23 protein-coding genes are annotated in these 19,653 nt (G+C 65.2%); 10 read left to right on the forward strand and 13 right to left on the reverse strand.

Features of this window, described 5'->3' with window-relative positions; all coding sequences use genetic code 11:
• The first annotated feature begins 171 nt into the window (after positions 1-171).
• On the forward strand, positions 172-522 hold the full coding sequence (locus ABD059_RS11025; protein ID WP_083850861.1) for a PaaI family thioesterase: 351 nt from the start codon (positions 172-174) through the stop codon (positions 520-522).
• Between the two features lie 8 nt (positions 523-530).
• On the opposite strand, the gene ABD059_RS11030 is transcribed toward ABD059_RS11025, so the two are convergent.
• Both ABD059_RS11030 and ABD059_RS11035 read right to left on the reverse strand, forming a co-directional pair.
• A complete protein-coding gene (locus tag ABD059_RS11030; protein ID WP_343879946.1) occupies positions 531-1,124 on the reverse strand; it encodes a GNAT family N-acetyltransferase in 594 nt (197 codons plus the stop codon).
• Between the two features lie 54 nt (positions 1,125-1,178).
• Complete coding sequence (locus ABD059_RS11035) at positions 1,179-1,928, reverse strand: tyrosine-protein phosphatase (RefSeq protein WP_343879948.1); 750 nt, start codon at positions 1,926-1,928, stop codon at positions 1,179-1,181.
• A gap of 85 nt (positions 1,929-2,013) precedes the next feature.
• Between ABD059_RS11035 and ABD059_RS11040 the strand changes: the two genes are divergently transcribed.
• The 3 genes from ABD059_RS11040 to ABD059_RS11050 all read left to right on the forward strand — a co-directional run bounded on the left by ABD059_RS11040 (position 2,014) and on the right by ABD059_RS11050 (position 3,795).
• A complete protein-coding gene (locus tag ABD059_RS11040; protein ID WP_343879950.1) occupies positions 2,014-2,892 on the forward strand; it encodes an SGNH/GDSL hydrolase family protein in 879 nt (292 codons plus the stop codon).
• A 167-nt stretch (positions 2,893-3,059) separates the two neighbouring features.
• Entirely contained in the window at positions 3,060-3,485 is a 426-nt protein-coding gene (locus ABD059_RS11045; protein ID WP_343879952.1) for a hypothetical protein, read from the forward strand.
• Positions 3,486-3,507: 22 nt separating this feature from the next.
• Positions 3,508-3,795, forward strand: coding sequence for a hypothetical protein (locus tag ABD059_RS11050; RefSeq protein WP_343879954.1), 288 nt, complete (start codon positions 3,508-3,510; stop codon positions 3,793-3,795).
• A 193-nt stretch (positions 3,796-3,988) separates the two neighbouring features.
• Here the strand turns inward: ABD059_RS11050 and ABD059_RS11055 are convergent, their stop codons facing one another.
• From ABD059_RS11055 to ABD059_RS11070, 4 genes are all read right to left on the reverse strand, one after another.
• Positions 3,989-4,870, reverse strand: a complete 882-nt coding sequence (locus tag ABD059_RS11055; protein WP_343879956.1) for a 3-hydroxyacyl-CoA dehydrogenase family protein — start codon at positions 4,868-4,870, stop codon at positions 3,989-3,991.
• The gene (locus ABD059_RS11060) at positions 4,867-5,610 is read right to left on the reverse strand and encodes an enoyl-CoA hydratase/isomerase family protein (RefSeq protein ID WP_343879958.1); all 744 of its coding nucleotides are present in this window, start codon (positions 5,608-5,610) and stop codon (positions 4,867-4,869) included. Before ABD059_RS11060 ends, ABD059_RS11055 begins: the two co-directional genes overlap by 4 nt.
• A complete protein-coding gene (locus ABD059_RS11065) occupies positions 5,610-6,818 on the reverse strand; it encodes a thiolase family protein (protein ID WP_343879960.1) in 1,209 nt (402 codons plus the stop codon). The genes ABD059_RS11060 and ABD059_RS11065 overlap by 1 nt, the downstream gene beginning before the upstream one ends.
• Before the next feature lie 163 nt (positions 6,819-6,981).
• Complete coding sequence (locus tag ABD059_RS11070; protein WP_343879962.1) at positions 6,982-8,607, reverse strand: ABC-F family ATP-binding cassette domain-containing protein; 1,626 nt, start codon at positions 8,605-8,607, stop codon at positions 6,982-6,984.
• A gap of 366 nt (positions 8,608-8,973) precedes the next feature.
• On the opposite strand from ABD059_RS11070, the gene ABD059_RS11075 reads away from it, so the two are divergent.
• Positions 8,974-9,777, forward strand: a complete 804-nt coding sequence (locus ABD059_RS11075) for a hypothetical protein (RefSeq protein WP_343879964.1) — start codon at positions 8,974-8,976, stop codon at positions 9,775-9,777.
• Between the two features lie 137 nt (positions 9,778-9,914).
• On the opposite strand, the gene ABD059_RS11080 is transcribed toward ABD059_RS11075, so the two are convergent.
• Positions 9,915-10,178, reverse strand: a complete 264-nt coding sequence (locus tag ABD059_RS11080; RefSeq protein ID WP_343879966.1) for a PhzF family phenazine biosynthesis protein — start codon at positions 10,176-10,178, stop codon at positions 9,915-9,917.
• Between the two features lie 275 nt (positions 10,179-10,453).
• On the opposite strand from ABD059_RS11080, the gene ABD059_RS11085 reads away from it, so the two are divergent.
• Positions 10,454-10,891, forward strand: a complete 438-nt coding sequence (locus ABD059_RS11085) for a VOC family protein (protein WP_343879968.1) — start codon at positions 10,454-10,456, stop codon at positions 10,889-10,891.
• 6 nt (positions 10,892-10,897) lie between these two features.
• Here ABD059_RS11085 and ABD059_RS11090 read toward each other — a convergent pair whose 3' ends face one another.
• A complete protein-coding gene (locus ABD059_RS11090) occupies positions 10,898-11,329 on the reverse strand; it encodes a hypothetical protein (RefSeq protein ID WP_343879970.1) in 432 nt (143 codons plus the stop codon).
• Between the two features lie 156 nt (positions 11,330-11,485).
• Here ABD059_RS11090 and ABD059_RS11095 point away from each other — a divergent pair, with 156 nt between their 5' ends.
• The 3 genes from ABD059_RS11095 to ABD059_RS11105 are packed head-to-tail and all read left to right on the forward strand — an operon-like array spanning position 11,486 to position 14,494.
• The gene (locus ABD059_RS11095) at positions 11,486-12,436 is read left to right on the forward strand and encodes a 1,4-dihydroxy-2-naphthoyl-CoA synthase (protein ID WP_343879972.1); all 951 of its coding nucleotides are present in this window, start codon (positions 11,486-11,488) and stop codon (positions 12,434-12,436) included.
• Positions 12,437-12,443: 7 nt separating this feature from the next.
• A complete protein-coding gene (locus ABD059_RS11100) occupies positions 12,444-13,577 on the forward strand; it encodes an AMP-binding protein (RefSeq protein ID WP_343879974.1) in 1,134 nt (377 codons plus the stop codon).
• 32 nt (positions 13,578-13,609) lie between these two features.
• A complete protein-coding gene (locus ABD059_RS11105) occupies positions 13,610-14,494 on the forward strand; it encodes a 1,4-dihydroxy-2-naphthoate polyprenyltransferase (RefSeq protein WP_343879976.1) in 885 nt (294 codons plus the stop codon).
• A gap of 52 nt (positions 14,495-14,546) precedes the next feature.
• Here the strand turns inward: ABD059_RS11105 and ABD059_RS11110 are convergent, their stop codons facing one another.
• Complete coding sequence (locus ABD059_RS11110) at positions 14,547-14,843, reverse strand: DUF4229 domain-containing protein (RefSeq protein WP_343879978.1); 297 nt, start codon at positions 14,841-14,843, stop codon at positions 14,547-14,549.
• Positions 14,844-14,873: 30 nt separating this feature from the next.
• On the opposite strand from ABD059_RS11110, the gene ABD059_RS11115 reads away from it, so the two are divergent.
• Entirely contained in the window at positions 14,874-15,287 is a 414-nt protein-coding gene (locus ABD059_RS11115; protein WP_343879980.1) for a PLD nuclease N-terminal domain-containing protein, read from the forward strand.
• A gap of 114 nt (positions 15,288-15,401) precedes the next feature.
• Here ABD059_RS11115 and ccsB read toward each other — a convergent pair whose 3' ends face one another.
• The 4 genes from ccsB to ABD059_RS11135 form a co-directional block, all read right to left on the reverse strand.
• Positions 15,402-16,427, reverse strand: coding sequence for a c-type cytochrome biogenesis protein CcsB (ccsB, locus tag ABD059_RS11120; protein WP_343879982.1), 1,026 nt, complete (start codon positions 16,425-16,427; stop codon positions 15,402-15,404).
• Complete coding sequence (gene resB / locus ABD059_RS11125; protein WP_343879984.1) at positions 16,427-18,160, reverse strand: cytochrome c biogenesis protein ResB; 1,734 nt, start codon at positions 18,158-18,160, stop codon at positions 16,427-16,429. The genes ccsB and resB overlap by 1 nt, the downstream gene beginning before the upstream one ends.
• A gap of 32 nt (positions 18,161-18,192) precedes the next feature.
• Positions 18,193-18,906, reverse strand: coding sequence for a cytochrome c biogenesis CcdA family protein (locus ABD059_RS11130; RefSeq protein WP_343880557.1), 714 nt, complete (start codon positions 18,904-18,906; stop codon positions 18,193-18,195).
• 99 nt (positions 18,907-19,005) lie between these two features.
• On the reverse strand, positions 19,006-19,620 hold the full coding sequence (locus tag ABD059_RS11135; protein ID WP_343879986.1) for a TlpA family protein disulfide reductase: 615 nt from the start codon (positions 19,618-19,620) through the stop codon (positions 19,006-19,008).
• Between the last annotated feature and the right edge of the window lie 33 nt (positions 19,621-19,653).

Genomic DNA, 19,653 nt, shown 5'->3' on the forward strand with positions numbered 1-19,653 from the left:
ACTTGCCTTTCACCTGGGGGTGGCGGCGCCCGCCCTCGTGGAGGAGGATAACTGAACGGGCGTTCGGTAATATGTCCAGCGTACATTAACTGGCCTTTCCACATCCCTCAAAGGAGCCCTCCGGTGACTCACCAGACCTGGCAGATCCAGCTCGGCGAACTCGACGAGAAGATGGGCGTGAAAATCCTCGAGCAGTCGGTTGAACGGGTCGTCGCCACCATGCCGGTGGCAGGCAACCGGCAGTCCTTCGGGCTCCTGCACGGTGGCGCGTCGCTCGCCGTCGGCGAGGCAGTGGGGTCGTGGGCGGCAGTCATTCATGCCAGCACCATGGGGAAAACTGCTGTCGGCGTGGATGTGTCGGCCACCCATCACAAGTCCGCCCGTGAAGGGTTGGTCACCATCACCGCCACCCCCATCCATCTGGGTGGCACCCTCACCACCCACGAGGTGGTGCTGACCAACGACGACGGAGCCCGCTTGTGTAGCCTGCGGATCACCAACCTGATCATCGACCGCCGCTAAGTCATCGGCTAGCGGTCCTTCGCCAGCCGGTAGGTGAGTCCCGCCAACACCTGCGGCCACTCGGACGCAATGATCGAGAACACGACGGTGTCCCGCAGGCTGCCGTCGGGGCCCCACCGGTGGGCGCGCAACACCCCGTCCTGCTTGGCCCCCAACCGGGCGATCGCCTCCCTCGACTGGTGGTTCATCCAATGGGTCCGGAATTCGACGGCGGTGCACCCGATCTGTTCGAAGGCGTGGGCCAGGAGCAGCAACTTGCTTTCCGGGTTGGTTCCGGTGCCCTGGACGGAGGCGCGGTTCCAGGTGTAGCCGATCTCGACCCGCGGCGTATCGGCGTCGATATTGCAGTAGGTGGTCATGCCCAGGACCTCGCCGGTGTCGTTCCGGCGGAGGGTGAAGGGCAGCATGGCCCCCTTCGCCTGCAGTGCCAGTCGCCGGTCGATCTCCGCTGCCATTGAATCAGGAGTGGGCACCGAGGTGTACCAGAGATTCCACAGCTCGCCGTCCCGGACGGCGTCAACCAGGCCGTCATGATGCTCAGTCGAGAGCGGCTCAAGGGTGATGGTCGGGCCAGCAAGCGTTACGGGCAGCAGTGCGGTCATGGGCCCATTCAACCACGCGGGTTGTCCTGTTGCGGGCTGATTCTGACGGACAGGCTAGCCGGTCAGCCGGGACCGTAACGCTGTCAGTTCCGCGGCGGTGAGGCCAGCCTCCAGCAGGTACCGCTCGGCGTCGAAGACCTGCAGCAGTTCCCTCAGATGCGCTACCAACCGGTCCAGACGCTCCACCAGTTCGGTTTCGGACAGGGGGGTCTCCCGAGGGGTCTCCTGCGTCAAGTGGAACTCGTTGATCCCCCGGACACCCCTGGCATAGTCCTGAACGATCTCGTCGGTGGGCACTCCCGCGGCTGACAGCATCACCGTCATCACGAGGCCGGTACGATCGCGGCCAGCTGAACAGTGGACCACCACCCCGCCGTCGGGCGCGTCGATCACCGCCCGCACCACCGCAACGACCTTTTCCGGCCAGCGTCGCAGATTCTCCAGATAGTACTCCGGCGAGCTCAGATACGGGCCCACCAGCTCCATGAACTCGGCGTCGGACTGATCCTCGGTGGGGCGGTTGACGATCAGGAAACGGCCCAGCGCTTCATCGGCAACCGCCGGGTCGCTCTCCCGCCGACCATACTCCCCGGGATTCCGGAGGTCGACGACGGTACGGACGCCGTCGTCGTGCGCCTGCTGCCAGCCGTCAGCGGTCATCCACTCGTGGCGGCCCATCCGGTAGATCCGCCCCGGCTGGATGAGCCCGCCCAGTCCGCCGAGATCGCGGGCGTTGACCGCTCCGTCCCACCCGACGAGGCCTGGGTTGGCGGGGTCATTGGCCTGGTCTGGGAGCGAGGTCATGTCCACACCCTAACAAGTGGCGGGCCGACACTGGATCTTCCGGCCGCCCATATCCAGGAAGCCTCCGCAGGAGTACCTTGAATCCATGAAAGCTCCCCTTCGGTCCCTGTTGGGACGCGGCACCGCCGCCACACTCCTCGCGTTTGGACTGGTTGCCGGCGCCGTCGCCGGACCCACCTCCGCCACCACCCCCGACCGCCACCGGGTGCCCGCCGACTATGTTGCGCTGGGCGACTCCTATGCCGCAGGATTCGGCGCAGGATCCTATCTCAATGCCTGCGGACAATCACCGCTGGGACTTCCCGGTCTGCTCGACGAGCAGCGGGGAATCGAGCTGACCGTCAACGCCTCCTGCAGCGGGGCGAAGGCCTCAGCCGACCCTACCGATGCTGTGCCTGACCTTCCCGAGCAGCTGGAGCAACTCGTCGGTGCCGGGTTGATCGGAAAGGGCACCGATCTGGTCACGGTGTCCGCGGGAGGCAACGATCTCGATTTCGGGTCGGTGGTGGGTGCATGCGCCACTCAACCGCTCGCCGTCTGCGAGCAGGTGATTAACTCCCGCACCCTCCAGGCCCAGACCACGCTCACCGCCGCTCTGGATGAGCTGTACGGGGACCTCCGCGCCGCCGCACCGAAGGCGCGGATTGTGGTCACCGGCTACCCGCATCTGTTCTCGCCACGATCGGGCTCCGAAGTACTGCTCAGCACCGAGGCGCAACGGTTGTTCAATGACGGCACGGATGCGCTCAATCAGGTGATCCGGCACAATGCCAAAACCAACCGGCTGCAGTATGTGGACGTGGTGCAGAAGTTCAAGGGGCATGGCATCGGGACCAGGGACCCCTGGATCACCTACACCGGTTTCACCGCCATCGACGACCTGCACCCGAATGCCAGGGGGTATGAGCGGGGCTATTTCAAGGCGGTCCGCAGCACGGTCAACCTCTCCGTCCTGTGGCGCTGAACGGGACCGTCCATGATGGAAGCGGACTCGGGGAACCCGTCTAGCGGAGCGGTTCGTAGAACCGCCAGAATCCAGACTGAACCCGTACATTAGCCGCTCCAATTGATCTCCTGGTGCGGTGAAGGGTCCTCGCCGGCAGTGAGCGGGATCTTCATCGTCTTCAGGCCATGTCCCAGGAGGCTCTAGACAGACACTCCTCGGTCGCGGACGGCTTCGAACGGATCAAGAACGACCTGCTCGCCGAAACGGCTGAAGTACGCAAAGTGGTTGATCAATCGTCCGTTGAGGCGCTTGCACCCCGAAGGGCCCCACGCTGGTCTCGCTTCGATATCTTCGGGGCCGTCCTTCAGGGGTTGATCTTCTTCGCGGTGGCGGGCGCGGCTTTTTCCCTACTCCCGCCTAACCTGAGCCATGAGTGGCAGAGCGCCATAAAAATAGTTTCCCACCGTGGACAAATCTCCAGGAACGCGGCGGCCCATGCCAGCCGCACTACCGCCTGGCGGTGGCAGCTCGAACTCATCGCCGAGCCCGACTACGTTGCTATTTTTGGCGGTCGCGAGTACTGCCTTTGGCCTGATCCCCACCAGGCATAACCGCAACAGCGAGCTGGCGTCCGTGATTACATGGAGCACTGATTCGGGATATGCCGCTGTCGCTCTCATTATTCTCGCGCTCCTGCTTCCATCGGCCCGGATCAAGGGCCTCGCCGGTCAGCTGGCCGGGTTCAACCTGCTGCAGGTGGTGTTCATTGCCGTCAACCTGGTGTTAGGCAATTACCTTTCCGGCGTCCACGAGGATGCTGCCGAAGCGGACTGGGCCCCGTGGCTGGTTTCCAATCTGGTGGTTGCGGTAATGCTTATTGCTCTTGCTGCCAAAGGGTACGCCTCCGCCCGTCACTGGTAGCCGGAGAGGGGACGGAAAACGATGGAGGGCGACTATAGAGCAGCAATCCACGGGGCCAAACGGGAAGCCGTTCACCGCCTCGAAACCTTGCTCCGCCACCACCCCCAGGACCGGGTGGCGCTGGCAGCTGGAAGCGGCTGCCAGCCCCAGGTATCGGGCGCCCGAGACTCAGACGCTCAACGACTGACCCGACCTACTCAGCCCAGTCGAAGAAGCCTTTGCCCGATTTTCGGCCCAGCTCACCGCGGGCCACTTTGTCCCTGAGTAACTGGGGCGGAGCGAACCGCTCCCCCAGGGTCGACTCCAGGTATTCGGCAATGCCCAGGCGCACGTCGAGCCCCACCAGGTCGGTGGTCCGCAGCGGGCCTACCGGGTGTTTGTAGCCCAGCACCATCGCGGTGTCGATGTCCTCGGCCGAGGCGACGCCGTCCTCCACCATTCTCATCGCCTCCAGGGCAATCGCGACACCCAACCGCGAGCTCGCAAACCCGGGCGCGTCGTTGACCACCACCGGGGTTTTCCCGAGTTGCTCCACCCACCCGCGCGCTGCGACGGCCAGCTCATCCGATGTCTGCCGTGCCAGGACCACCTCAATGAGCGTTGAGGCGGGCACCGGGTTGAAGAAGTGAAGCCCGCAGAAGCGGTCGGGGCGCTGCAATCTCTCGGCCAGGTCACTGACGGACAGGGACGACGTGTTGGTCGCCAGCCATGCGGTGGGAGATAACCGTTCCTCGACAGCTGTCAGGGCGGTTACCTTCAGTTCGGCATCCTCAGGCACCGCCTCGACCACCAACCCGCAGGACTCGAACGCTGAGTAGTCAACTGAGACGGACACCCGCGCCGACAGGGTGTCGAGGGACTCAGCAGTTGTCCCGCGCTGCACGCTCTTGCGCAGCGCCTCGAGGACGCGTTGGAGGGCTGCCTCGGCGGCGTCGCCGTCGCGCTCGACGACGACGACCGTGGCACCCGCCGCGCAGAACGCGTGGGCGATGCCCGCCCCCATCCGACCGCCGCCCAGGACGCCGACGAGGTCAGGGATAGGAGCCATGTCAGGGGTTTCCGGCGCTGGTGTCATTTCTTCTTCCTGTCGAGGAATGCCTGCATCCGGTCGAACTTCGCCTCGGATTCGAACAGGATTCCCTGGGCCAACTGGTCGATGACCGGGTGGGCTTCGGGCGGGGCATGGAATACGGACTTGGTGATCCGGATGGCCAGGGGGTCCTGCCGTCCGATCCGGTCGGCGAGCGCGTTGGCGGCGGGGAGCAGGGCGTCTGGCTCGTGGATCTCGGTGATGAGCCGGGCGGCGAGCGCTTCCTCGGCGCCCAGAATCCGGCCAGCGAGCAGGATCTCCTTGGCGAGCGGCTCGCCGACGAGCTCGCGGAGCCGCCAGGTGGCGCCGGCCGCGGCGAGAATACCCAGACCAGTCTCGGGGTTGCCGATCTTCAGGCTGGGCGTACCGATCCTGAAATCGGCCGCGTAGGCAAGCTCGGCGCCTCCCCCAAGGGCGTACCCGTCGAGGGCCGCGATCACCGGCATGGGCAGCCGGGCGATCCGGGCGAACAGGGTGGAGTTGATGCCGGCGAGGGCATCGTCCCGGCGTCGCTCGCGCAGCTGGGCGATGTCCGCTCCCGAGGCGAAGACGCCGTTGCTCCCGGCGAGGATCAGGACGCGAGGCTGCTTCTCCAGGAGATCGCAGACAGCGTGGAGCTCATCGACCATGGTCTGGTCAATGGCGTTGCGGACCTCCGGCCGGTGCAGCTGGACGATAAGGCGGTCGCCGTCGTCGTTCACCTTCAGTGTGCTGAACCCGTCCATTAGACGCGCTCCAGCAGCATTGCGGTGCCCTGGCCGACGCCGACGCACATGGTCGCCAGCCCGATCGCTCGTCCCTCGCCACGTGCCTCGCGTTCGAGACGGCCCAGCAGGGTGATGGCGAGGCGGGACCCGGAAGAGCCGAGGGGATGTCCGAGGGCGATCGCGCCGCCATCCCGGTTCACCAGCTCCTCATCAAGGCCCAGCCGGCGGATGCAGGCGATGGACTGGGTCGCGAAGGCTTCGTTGAGTTCGACTGCAGTGAGGTCGCCGATGCCCAGTCCCGTGCGCTGGAGCACCTTCTGGGTGGCGGGGACCGGGCCGATGCCCATAATCGCCGGCGGCACGCCCGCCGATGCGCCGTCGAGGATGCGGGCGCGGGCTGCAAGTCCCAGCCGGTTGACCGCCGCTTCCGAAGCGACGACGACGGCGGAGGCGCCGTCGTTCAGGGAGCTGGAGTTGCCAGCTGTCACGACGCCGTCGCGCTTGACGACCGGGCGGAGGCCCGCGAGCACGTCAAGGGTCGTGTCGGCGCGAGGCCCTTCGTCGGTGTCGACGATGACCTCCCGCTTGCCCGCCCGGGTGGTCACCGCCACAATCTCGTCCCGGAAGTGGCCCGCTTCGATGGCGGCGAGCGCGCGCTGGTGGGACCGCAGAGCGAAGGCGTCGGCTTCGTCACGGGTGATCCCGTCGACCGACGCGAGCTCCTCGGCCGTCTCAGGCATGGAGTAGGTGGTCTTGTCCTGCGCCGCGAAGATCGGGTTGGTGAAGCGCCACCCAATAGAGGTGTCGAAGACGTCGCCCGGCTTAGCGAAGGCCTTGGCGGGCTTCTCCATCACCCACGGGGCACGGCTCATGGATTCCACGCCGCCCGCGACAACGATATCGGCCGCCCCGGACTTGATCATGTGGGACGCCATGATGATCGCTGACAGGCCCGACGCACAGAGCCGGTTAACGGTGATGCCGGGAACCGTCTCCGGCAAACCGGCGAGCAGCGACGCCATCCGGGCCACGTTGCGGTTCTCCTCACCGGCACCGTTGGCGTTGCCGAGAATCACCTCGTCGATTTCCCCGGGGTCAATTCCCGCACGGGCTACGGCTTCACGGATTGCCAGTGCCCCCAGGTCGTCGGGCCGGACTCCTGAAAGGACTCCGCCGTAGCGTCCTACCGGGGTGCGAACCCCGCCGACCAGAAATGCCTCGGCCATGCCTGCCTCCAGATTCATCATCGATGAGGTTAGTCCTCCGGGCAGCTCAATTACTGACCGTTCGTTCTATATTACAGACGTGCCCAAAAAGTGGCTCCCGTGCAGATGTGCTGCTGCGGCACGGCTTGGCTGCGGGTGCGGCACTTTCCTGAGGGACCAGGGCCTAGCGGGGCGACCCGGCCACCAGTCCCGCCTCCAGCCGCAACTCGCGTCCCGCGGGGAGGGTCGAGAACCACCGTCGCAGCTCGCGGTCGTGACTGGCGATCACCAGCGTCCCCCCGTAGCCGGCCAGGGCCTCCTCGAGTTCACCCACCAGGACCGGCGCCAGATGGTTCGTCGGCTCATCGAACAGGATCACGTCATAGCGCCCCACCAGCAGGCGGGCCAGCGCGAGCCTCCGGTATTGTCCGGCGGACAGGGATCCCACGGGGACCAAGAGGTCGGCCGTACGGAACAGGCCAAGGTTCAGTAGGCGATCCGCATGCTCCTCCAGATCCCCCACGAGCCCTGCGGCAAAGGCTGGCAGCAGGCGCATTGACGGTTTCCTGGGTGGACGCAGTTCCTGTGGAAGGTAGCCGAGGCGCCCGCGCTGGGCGAGGGTGCCCCGGTCCACGGGGCACACCCCGGCCATCACATCGAGCAGGGTGGTTTTGCCCGCGCCGTTGGGTCCGGTGACCAGGAGGTTATCCCCCGCCCGGACAGCCAGGGTCTCCACGGCGAGTCGGTCTGCCACTGCCGCCTCTTCCAGTTCCAGGACCGTCCCGCTGAGGGACTGGCCCCCGAACTGTGCAGAGAGTGTCAACGGCTTCGGTGGCCGGTCCACCGGGTGTTCCTGGAGCCGGCGCAGGCGCTCCAGGGCGTTGCGTTTTTGACTGGTGATGGCTTCCTGGACCGTTCCCTGCTTGAAGTCGTAGCCCATCTTGTCGCGGTCGCGGCGCCGTCCGTAACCCATCCGACCCTCCACCGCAGCGGCCTTGGCGCGTTCGGTTTCCTTGGCGTCCATCCACTGCTGGTACTCCTGTTCCCAGCGGCGTCGCTCGGCGGCTTTGGCCAGCAGATACCCGTTGTACCCGTCGCCGTAGCGGCGCAGCTCCCGCCGGTCGCCGTCGACCTCGATGATTGTCGTGGCGAAAGTGCGCAGGAACGAACGGTCGTGGGAGATGGCAACGACGGCGCCCCGGTGGGCGGCGAGCTCGCGTTCCAGCCAGGCCACGGCGTCGTCGTCGAGGTGGTTGGTCGGTTCGTCCAGCAGCAGGATGGCGGCGGGATCCGCGAGCAGGCAGGCCAGCGCCAGCCGTTCCTGTTCCCCTCCGGACAGCGTGTCGAGGGTGCGGTCCCGCTGCAGGCCACCCAGGCGGAGCTGGCTGAGTGCAGCGTCAACACGTGAATCAACGGCGTAGCCATCGTGCAGGTCGTAGGCGGACTGGGCTGCGCCATAACGCTCAAGTTCGTCGGAATCGGCGCCGGCCAGTGCCGCCTCCCGGGTCCGTAGCTCCGCCTCGATGGCGCGGATCCTGGCCAGCGCTGTATCGATGACTGTTTGCACCGTGTCGGTCGGCGCATGGTCGAGAGTCTGCGGCAGGTGGCCGACCGCCCCGTGCACTGAGACCTGCCCGCCGTCGGGGGTCTCCAGCCCGGCGATGAGCCGCAGGAGGGTGGACTTCCCGGCACCGTTTTCACCGACCACTGCTACCCGTTCGCCGCTGCCGATTCTCAGATTGACGTGATCCAGCAGCAGGCGATCGCCGTAACCATGGGACACCTCGGATAGCTCTATGTGTTCGCTCATGGGGGTTCCTCGCACTGTGGAAGGGGGCACCGGTGGGACGGCGTCATTGTCACGGCGCACGGTGGGCACCGACTGGACGGGCTGGGGCGGCTAATTCCAAATGCCCCCAGCGTGCCCCGGTACGGTAGGCCCGTCAACCCGCTGGTCTGACGGGGACTCCAGCTATCGGATCCAGTGTGACCACCCCAGGGGTTGTTGCCAGCTCTGCGAGGCCCTACCCTAGTCCCATCCCTCGGGGGCAGTGATGGAATCGGCACTTCAGGAACTCCTCTCCCGCAGGAGTGATGCCTGAGACAGCACTTTGCTTGACTACTGATGAGACTGGCGTTCCGGCCGGGAATTGCTCGCACCCTCCTAGGAGTTCACATGACCGACCCCGTTTCCAGCCTCCCCAGCCGAGTGTGGGCAGTTGCCACGAGCGACCCATCCCGGCGCGTGCTCACGTGTGCGGCCGCTGCCGCCCAGGTCCTCTTGCCAACGGTCTACGGTCCACGCTTCAACGGGGAGAACGCTCCACCCAACGTGATTCAACCGGCCCCTTACACCTTTGCCGTTTGGTTCCCCATCTTCGCCTCGTCCATCGCCTACGCGGTCCACCAGGCCCTCGGCCCGGCCCGGAACCTGGACATCTCGCGTGCAGTGGGCTGGCCTCTCGCCGGGGCGTTCGCCGCCACCGGTATCTGGGCGCCGCTCGTGCGCTCCGGCAAGTTCTGGAGCGCCCAGGGAGCGCTGGTCACAATCGCTGTGCTCGCAGGGTTGGGACGCCGCCGAATCGCTCAGGCAGAGCTGAAGGGCGATCTGACCACCGCAGAGGTGGCTGCGGCCGCCCCCGCAGCGGGAATGCTCGCGGCCTGGGGTCAGGCAGCCTGCGGAGTCAACCTGGCGGCCATGCTCGTCAGCAACGACGTTGTCCCCGCCGGGCCGAAAGCCGCCTCCGCGGGAGCAGCGCTCCTCGTGGGGCTCGGCGTGCTCGGCACCAGAGCTGCGGCCATGCCGGAACGCACCAGCGTCTCCTCCCGTTTCTACATCGGCACTCTCCTCTGGGCATTCGCCGGCGTGATCATTGGGCAACGCGGTCGTTCCCGGTCCGCAGTTGCAGTGGCGGCCGGAGCGACCGCCACTATATTGACCGTCACCGCACGCGATCGCTTGGAATCACGTTCAAGCTGACAACTGATTCGAATGACAAGGGTTGCGCGGGCAGCTGCAGGGACGGTGCCAGTGATGGTGTGTGATGTCCCGCGTGTCACGTCGTCGAGTGCTGGATAGCCTGGTCGGGGTCAAGCCCGGATAGGGGTGACTGATCCCTAGATCAGGGCGGTGGTGGCGAGGAGTTCCACCTTGATGTGGCTGCGGCGTCCCATTTCGACTCCTTGGGTGATCGTCAATCTGTCACCGGTTGTGGCACGGCCAAGCTTTGCAAGGTAACCGGCGAAGGCTGCTGCGGCTGCACCTGTGGCTGGGTCTTCGATGACTCCGCCCCACGGAAACGGGTTCCGTGAGTGCCATTGCCCGGCACCGGTGGGGGTCACAGCGATCGTAATGAGCCAATTCAGGGGTGTGATCTGCATGAGGGGACTCCCAGGGGTGTAGGCGTTGAACAAATACGCCAAGGTCTCCTCCGCCCGGACGGCACCGGCACTGACGACCCGGGATGCTTCAATGCATCCGTATTGACGAGCCGATCACAGACGGGAAACTCCCCTTGATAGAGAAGACTCTAGCTCACCGAAAACCCTGCTTTCTTCCGCGGGTACCCAGGGACGGCCCACTCCCACGGCTCCTACGGACAGTTACTGACCGCTATGGGGTAGTGCGCGCCCCAGGCCTTCCCTACAGTCGATCCATGACCTACACCATCCAGATCACCCTCGACTGCGCCGACACCCACGCCCAGGCTGACTGGTGGGCTGAGACACTCGGGTGGATGGTGGAACCCACTGATCAGACCTTCATCGACGACGTGCTGGCCAAGGGCTGGGCCCAGCCGGACGAGCTCATCGTGCACAAGGGGGTGCGCGTGTGGCGCGACGGCGCAGCCATCTGCCGTCCCGGGGAGGACCGGAACAAGGGCAGGCTACGGATGCTCTTTCAGCCTGTACCTGAACCGAAGACTGTCAAGAACCGCTGCCACCTGGACATCAACCTCGACGGTGACGATAAGGACGAGCTCAGGGCTCGGCTTGAGAGCCGGGGCGCCCAGTTCCTCTACCAGGCGAACCAAGGCCCCCATGTTTGGTACACGATGGCCGATCCTGAAGGCAATGAGTTCTGCATCGGGTGAGGGGTCCTAGCCTCGAACGGCGCGCTGGCGCAACAACATGATGGCGGCCGCGAGACCACCGACAGCAGCGACGCCCGCCGCAACAGGGGTTGCCGCGTCCGGCCGACCGGTAGGCGTGACCACTCCGGTGTCGACTCCGCCCACCGGCAGCTGGCCCACCTGAGGTGCGGGCGCCGGGTCAGGGGATCGAAAATCTATAAAGCAGGGGTACGTTCCATCGGGAAACACGATGGACCCTGGGTTCACGGCGCATAGGTTGGTTCCGTCAGCGGCGATCACGCCACCGGTAACAAAGGTGACGGTGTCCGGGTCTACTACCGTCGCCTGGTCGAACGGGACGAACACGGTGTCGTCCGTTGCTGTCGCCGCGCTCGACGTGCCAAGGACCATTGCCGACGACGAGACTGCAACGATTGTCAGCATCTTGGTGAGTTTCACGGCGCTCCCTTCGGCGGCTACCCCCTCCGGCCAGCCATCATGCGCCTAGCTAACCAAACCCCGAAAAAATGCGCCAGCACCCCGGATAAAGAGACCACAGGCCCGCCTGCGGATTCTCTTCACGCCAAGGGCTCGGCACAAAGCTAGACTCGACGGGTGACTATCGACCTTCCCCCTCAGGTTTCTGACCTCTTTGACCCTGCCCGCTGGCGACTTGTCTCCGGGTTCGGCGATCTGGAGGACATCACCTACCACCGACAGGTCGAGCGAAGCGCGGGTGGCGAGGTCAGCGACCTGCCGACCGTCAGGATCGCCTTCAACCGGCCAGAGGTGCGCAACGCGTTCCGCCCCGGGACCGTCGATGAGCTGTACCGGACGATGGACCATGCGCGCATGACCTCCGACGTCGCCACCGTGCTGCTCACCGGTAACGGGCCGTCCCCGAAGGACGGCGGCCATTCGTTCTGCTCGGGCGGTGACCAGCGGATCCGCGGCCGCGATGGCTACCGGTACGCCGACGGCGAGACCAGCGAAAGTGTCGATCCGGCCCGGGCCGGCCGGCTCCACATTTTGGAGGTGCAGCGGCTGATGCGAACCATGCCGAAGGTGGTCATCGCCGTCGTCAATGGGTGGGCGGCCGGCGGCGGGCACAGTCTGCACGTAGTGGCTGACCTGACCATCGCCTCGCGCGAGCACGGAAAATTCAAGCAGACGGATGCCACGGTGGGAAGTTTCGACGCCGGTTACGGCTCAGCGTTGCTGGCCCGCCAGATCGGGCAGAAGAAGGCTCGCGAAATCTTTTTCCTCGCCCGCGAGTACTCGGCCGAGGAGATGGTCGCGATGGGCGCGGTCAACGAGGCCGTAGACCACCATCAGCTGGAGAACACGGCACTGCAGTACGCTGCGGACATTGCGCGCCAAAGCCCGCAGGCGATCCGCATGCTGAAATTCGCGTTCAACCTGGCCGACGACGGCCTCGCAGGCCAGCAGGTTTTTGCCGGCGAAGCGACGCGGATGGCGTACATGACCAACGAAGCCGTCGAGGGTAAGGAAGCCTTCCTGGAAAAACGGGCCCCCGACTGGTCCGCTTACCCCTACTACTTCTAGGCCAATCATGGAACTGCTACCGATCCACACCCCGCCGGAGGCTGACCCCCAGGCCCTCCTCACCCCGCTGGCCGCCGCGCTAGCCGGCGAAGGCCCTGCCATCGCGCCCCACGCGGACCCGGGCCAGCGCTTCGACGGTGAGCTACCGAACGATGAGATCGCTGCCGTGCTCAGCACGTCGGGTTCGACCGGCATCCCGAAGCAGACGATGCTCAGCGTCGATGCGTTGGCCGCGTCGGCGATGGGCACAGCGCTCGCGCTGAAGGCAGAGGGACAGTGGCTCCTCACCCTGCCCGTGCACTATGTGGCAGGCTTCCAGGTGCTGGTCCGGTCGCTGTACGCCGGCACCCGTCCGTGGGCGATGGACCTCAGCGCGCCGTTCAGCGCGGAGGCTTTCACTGCGGCCGCCGGCGAGCTCACCGACAAGGTCCGGTTCACGTCGCTGGTCCCTACCCAGCTGCACCGTCTGCTCCAGGACCCACGTCCTGAAACGCTTCAGGTGCTGCGCCGTTTCAACGCCATCCTGCTGGGCGGCGCCCCCGCGTCCGGTACTCTCCGCAGCGAAGCGCGCAAGCACGGGCTGAACCTGGTGCTCACGTATGGCATGAGTGAAACCTGCGGTGGTTGCGTGTACGACGGCGTCCCCTTGGAAGGCGTGGACCTCCTCTCCGAGGATGGCCGGCTGTGGATCAGCGGACCGGTACTCGCCGATGGCTACCTGGGGCAGTCCGAGCTCAGCGCCGACCGGTTCCAGTTCAATTCCGGCCGCCGCTGGTTCAAGACCGACGACGCCGGCAGCCTCACCGATGGTGTCCTGAGCCTCACCGGACGCGTGGATGATGTCATTGTCACCGGCGGGCTAAAGGTCTCAGCCGAAGCCGTCGCGTCGGCGATCGAAGGGTTCCCAGGCGTTCAGGAAGCACTGGTGCTGGGCATCGAAAGCGCCGAGTGGGGCACTGAAGTGGCCGCCGTCGTCGTCGGCCACGTGAACCCGGATGAGGTGCGCCAACATGCGAAAGCAGCCCTCGGGTCGCACGCGGCGCCCCGGATCATTCTGACCCTCGGGTCGCTCCCTCTCCTTCCCAACGGCAAACCTGACCGGCTGGCGGTTCGAGCTTTGCTCGAACGCGCCGGCGCCTGACCCACCACTCCCCAGACGAAAAGGACTGCATTGTGGCTACTGCCGCACAATGGCTTGAGGGCGCACGCCCGCGAACCCTCCCCATGGCGATTGCCCCGGTAATCGTCGGTTGCGCTGCGGCGTTCGACCTTGAGGCCTTCAAACCAGTCAACGCCCTGCTGGCGGCAGTGGTCGCTGTGATGCTGCAGATCGGGGTCAACTACGCCAACGATTACTCCGACGGCGTCAGAGGCACCGACGCCGACCGGGTGGGCCCCCTGCGGCTCACCGGTTCCGGCGCCGCCCGTCCCGGGCAAGTGAAGTGGGCTGCCTTTGCCTGCTTTGCGCTGGCCATGGTCGCTGGAACAAGCCTGATTGTGCTCTCGCAGACCTGGTTCCTGCTGCTGGTGGGAGTGGGCTGCGTGGCTGCTGCCTGGGGCTACACGGGCGGACGCAACCCCTACGGGTACATGGGACTGGGCGATGTGTTCGTGTTTGTCTTCTTCGGTCTGGTCGCAACGCTCGGAACCACCTACACGCAGGCGGGCCAACTGAGCGCTGTGGCCTGGATTGGGGCCATCAGCACCGGAATCATTGCCATGGCACTCCTGATGGCCAACAACGTTCGAGACATCCCCACAGACCGTGAAGCCGGGAAAATCACGCTCGCCGTCCGGCTGGGCGATACCCCGGCACGAATCACCTACGTGATGATGCTCGCCGTGGCGCTCCTCCTGCCCCTGTTCCTGGTGTACGACTACCCGTGGGTGCTCCTGGTGCTTTTACTCGTCCCCGCCTGCCTGATGCCGAGCTGGCTGATGCTCAAGGGCAAGAAACGTCGAAGCCTGATCCCGGTCCTGAAGATGACCGGGCTGATCAACCTAGGGTTCAGCGTGCTTTTCGGGGCCGGAGTGGTCCTGACCACCGTACTGGCCTGACCACTGTACCGGCAGGCGTAAGTGCCCGCTAGGCGCCCGGTAGCGGTTTCCCTCAGGGGCGGGGTTTGCGGTCTGCGTTAACCGTGGCGTTGGGGTCGTAGGAGTCCTCGGCGGCGGCGTCGTCGAGCTCGGAAAGGTTGCGCTGCGGTGGCGCACCGTCCCTGAACCGGCGTTGCAGCGACGCCGACGCGGCGTCGCGCATCTCCCTGAAGAACAGGTAGGTCACGCACCAGGCCAGGATCGCCGCGATCACTGCGGAGAAGATGGCGCCAAGGCCGAGCCAGTAGGAAATGACGAAGAAAACCACGACGAGGCCGAGGCGGAGGGCAGTGAATTTGAAGAAGGGCACTCATCAAGTTTACTCGCCTACAATTGATAGATGCCTCGCCTGTTGTTGTTTCTCATCCTCGTTGCAGTTGCCGTCATCGTCTACGCACTGATCGACTGCATCATGACCAAGGCGCACTCAGTGCGCAGCCTGTCCAAACCCGCGTGGATCGTCACGATCGTCCTGGTTCCCCTGCTCGGTGCAGGGCTCTGGTTCCTGTTCGGTCGCTCCCGCCCCGCCAGCCCCCGTGGGCGGCCCCGTCCCGCCCCCAGGCATCCCACCGCCCCGGATGACGATCCCCAGTTCCTTCGGAACCTTGAGGCGAAGCGGCGGCAGGACGCCCGCGAGAAGGAGCTGCGCCGAAAGGAGCAGGAACTCCGCGCGGCGCAGGAGAAGAAGGCCCACGAAGACAAGCAGAAGAACGACGGCGACACCGACTCCGAACCGGGTAGCCAGACCGCCTGACTCCGGGGTTACCCACCACCACAGCCCCGCGACCGGCGGGGCACACAAAAAAAGTGCAGCCACGCCGTCGGCGTGGCTGCACTTTTGTCCTGGTTGAACTGTTCCGGACCCGGTCTAGGCGTAGCTGTGCAGGCCCGAGAAGTAGATGTTCACGATCGTGAAGTTGAAGACGATGCACAGATACCCGATGATGCAGAGCCAGGCTGCTCGGGTTCCGGTCCAGCCGCGGGTTGCCCGCGCGTGCAGGTAGCCGGCGAATACCACCCAGATGACGAAGGTCCACACTTCCTTGACGTCCCAGCCCCAGTACCGGCCCCAGGCCTCTTCGGCCCAGATCGCCCCAGCCATCAGGGTGAAGGTCCACATCACGAAGGCGATGGCATTGATCCGGTAGGACAGGTTCTCCAGGCTGAGCGCCGACGGGACCAGGCGCATAAACGGGGCGCGGTCGGTGCCCCCAGCGGAAAGCCTGCGGATCCTGCTGGTCTGGATAAGCTGCAACACCGACATGGCGAACGTCAGGGTGAACAGCGCAGAAGCCACCACCGCGACCGATACGTGGATGACGAGCCAGTAGCTCTGCAGGGCAGGAACCACGTTGCCTGCCGGTGTGAAGAATCCGATCGTCGCCGCGCACAGCATCACCAGGGTGAGGCCGACGACGAAGGTCCCGAGGAAACGAAGGTCCTTACGGATCAGGACCAGCAGAAAGACCACCACGACAACGAGTGCTCCGGTGGTACAAAACTCGTACATGTTGCCCCAGGGCACCCGGTTCGTTGCAAGGCCCCGCGAGATGACACCGGCAGCGTGGATCAGTGCCGCAATCACCGTCAGCACGACGGCGATTCTCGCGAGCTTCCTCCGGCCCGCGTAGTCCATGGTGTCGTCGGCGGTAGCGTCACCGGCAACGCCGGTTGAACCTGCACGGGCGCCTGGGCGGCTACTCCGGTCTGCGCCTACCAGAACCATCTGGTCAGCTTCCTGCGCGGCGGCGAGGTTTTCCTCGACCGCTCGGATCCGCTTGCTGCTCTTCACCAGGTCAAGCGTGAAGACAATGAAAGCGACAGTGTAGGTCAGGGCCGCGAGCAGCATGAAACGCTCGCTGAACTCACCCAGAGCCTGGTTGATGGTTTGCATTAGCTGTCCTTACCGTTTCCTACCTGGTGTGATGCGTGTTCGGTGGCCGTACTGTCTGTGGCGTCGGTGGTGGTTTCGCCATTGCCTGCTGGCTGATCGATTCCATTTTGCTCCTCGGCCGGCTCATCCACCAGCCATTGCGCGCGGAGCGCCTTCTCGATCGCGGCGCCCTCGCCGGTCAGGCGGTGATCTTCGCCGCGGGCCAGCAGCCCGTACTCGACCATGGTGCGCCCGTCCTCGTGGGTGCCGGTCCGCACCCAGACCCGGCGGCGTCCGATGAACAGCGACGCGCTTAGGCCCGCAAGTGCCAGTGAGGAGAAGACCAAGGCTCCCAGCTGGCCCGGATCGTGGCGGATATCGACCGCAATGTAGCGGTCCAGGCCGTCAAAGGAGACGGACCCCTTACCGTCTGGCAAGTCATAAGTCTGACCGGCACCGAGGACGATTCCGCCTTCGTCGCTGGTGCGGCTGTTGAGCTCCGTCAGGCCCTCCGTGTCGAGCACGTACACGCTGCGCGGTTCGCCGTCGTCGAGGCCAAGGTCTCCGTAGTAGGAGTTGAGGTTGAGCTGGGGGTTGAACGGATCCGGGTCGCGGGAGAAGGCAACGCCGTCCTCGCCGACAAAAGCGGTGGGGAGGAAGAACCCGACAAATCCCAGCTGGTCTGGGGCGGCGTCGGGAGCCTTGATCACTATGAGGGAGGTGAAGAGCCCGTCCTGCGGGATGGTGACAACCGGACCCTGCATGGCGATGTCGCCGTTGCCGTCACGGACCGTCACTATCGGTGCGTACCCGTTGCCGACCAGGTAGACGCCCGTGCCACCGATCTTCAGGGGTGAGTTGACCTTCAGGACCTGCTCGACCTCGTCGGCCTCCGGCCCATCCTTGGTGGTGACGTTGGCGGTGAAGTCAAGCGGCTGGCCGTAGTGGGTTTCCTGCCGGTCGAACTGGACGTCAAAATTGTCGAGTCGCAGCGAATATGGTTCAAGCTGGTCAGCGCTGAAATTGGCCCCGGGGGTGAACGCGTCGTACCCCACCAATGTGTTTACGAAGCTGTCGCCTTCGACGATGATCTTTTGCCCGCTGTAGCCAAAAAGGCCGCCGACGGCGACTGACACCAGAACACCGATGAGCGAGAAGTGGAAGATGAGGTTGCCGACCTCCTTGAGGAAACCACGTTCGGCTCCCACTGAGGGCTGGGCCGACTCGGCGTCCCGGAGGTCGACCCGATAACCGCGCTTCTTCAGTAAGGCAGCGGCGTCGGCGGCTGCGGACGCCGCAGTGAGCCGGGAGCCGTGGGCTTGCGCTCCGGCGGGGAGCACGATGGTGCCGTAGATCGGCATCCGGGAGAGTTTCCGGGGCGTTCGGGGCGGTTTCGACCTCATGGCGCGGCCATGAACCAAAGTCCGCGGGATGACGCAGCCAATCAGGGACACGAAGAGCAGCAGGTAAATCGCCGAGAACCAGACCGAGCTGTAGACATCGAACAGCTGGAACCAGTCGAGGATCGGCCCGGTGTCCGGGTTGTCCTGAATGTACTGGGTGACCACTGCCGGGTTGGCTGGACGCTGCGGGAACAGCGATCCGGGCACAGCGGCGACGGCGAGGAGCAGTAACAGGAACAGGGCAGTGCGCATGCTGGTGAGCTGGGTCCAGCCCCACCGCAGGCTGCCGAGGAGGCCGAGGGCCGGGAGAGCGACGTCGGGTTTGCCGCCGTCGGGAGTGTCGGGGGTCATTGTCTGCCCCCTTTCGTTGGGATCAGTTGTCATTAGATGGGGAGGGTCACCCCGCCGAGCCAGTTCTGCAGTTCATTGATCCACAGGGTCCAGACACCGGTAGCCATGAGCAGGCCAACGACCACCAGCATCCCGCCGCCGAACCGTTGCAGGGACAGCCGGTGTTTCCTGAAGAAGGCCATCGCTCCCATTCCCCGTCGCACGCCGAGGGCAATCAGCAGGAAGGGAACCCCTAGCCCCAGGCAGTACACGAAGGTCAGCGCTGCGCCCTTGGCCGCGCTGGCGTCGTCGTTGGAGAACGCCAGCAGCTGCACCGCTGAGAGGGTGGGACCGATGCAGGGCGCCCAGCCCAGCCCGAAGGTCAGGCCCAGCAGCGGTGCACCCCAGAGACCGGTCGGCACTTTGGTGTGGAGCTTCTTCTCGGTCTGAAACCAGGAGAAGCCGCCCATGAAGATCAGGCCCATCAGCACGACCACCACGCCCATCACGGGGATGAGCCAGCTCTCAGAGCCCACCATCCAGGCACCCAACTGGCCAAACAGAGCGCCGTACGCCATGAAGACCACCGAGAATCCGAGTACAAACAGCGCGATTCCGGTCAGCATCCGTCCGCGCTTCTGCTGCTCAAGGTCAACCCCGGTCAATCCCGTGACATAGCCCAGGTACCCGGGTACCAGCGGGAGGACACAGGGCGATGCGAAGGACACCAGTCCCGCAAGGAGCGCGACCGGCAGTGCAAGCAGCATTGAGCCGTTCAACACCGTGTCGGCGAAGGCGTTGCTGGTGGCAAGCGGAAGGGGTCCGCCAGCGACGGCGCTCAGATGGAGGGGAAGATTCACTGTCAGTTACTCGGCCAGTGCTGTTTCGATGAGAGCCCCGAGTGTGGTCTTGTCGGCGAGCCCGAGGATCCGCGCTGACACCCGACCTTCCTTGTCGATCACCAGCGTAGTGGGCACTGCCTGGGGCGGAACATAGCTGGTCATCGCCAGGAGCACTCCGCCGTCCTGGTCATCGAGGCTCGGGTAAGGGATCTCGAACCGCCGCTCAAAAGCCTCGGCGGTCTGCTCCGTGTCCCGAATATTGACGCCGAAGAACTGGGCGCCCGCCGACTCGTACTCGTCGTGTAGCGCCACCAGGTCCGGAGCTTCCTCGCGGCAGGGCGCACAGGCGGCGTACCAGAAGTTCACCACCGTCACCTCCCCCGCCCAGTCCGCCGAGTCGACAACGGTTCCGTCGTATTTCGTGCCGGTAACCGTGAGAGGCTCACCCCGGTCGCCCGCAGCGTACTCGGTGACCGAGCCGTCTCCGGCGATGTAGTTCTTGTTGTCACCCACGGCCGCTTGCTGAGCCAACGGATCGTCAGCGGCGCACGCTGAAAGGGCAATCGCGGCGGACAGCCCGATAGCCAGGGCTGTGCCGCGCCTTCTCGGGCGGCGGGCGGATCGATCAGAGTTTTTCACAGCTTCTTCCACAGTTCTACAACGTGTAGTAAT

It is taken from the genome of Arthrobacter flavus, from assembly GCF_039526005.1.
Classification (GTDB): Bacteria; Actinomycetota; Actinomycetes; order Actinomycetales; family Micrococcaceae; genus Arthrobacter_D; species Arthrobacter_D flavus.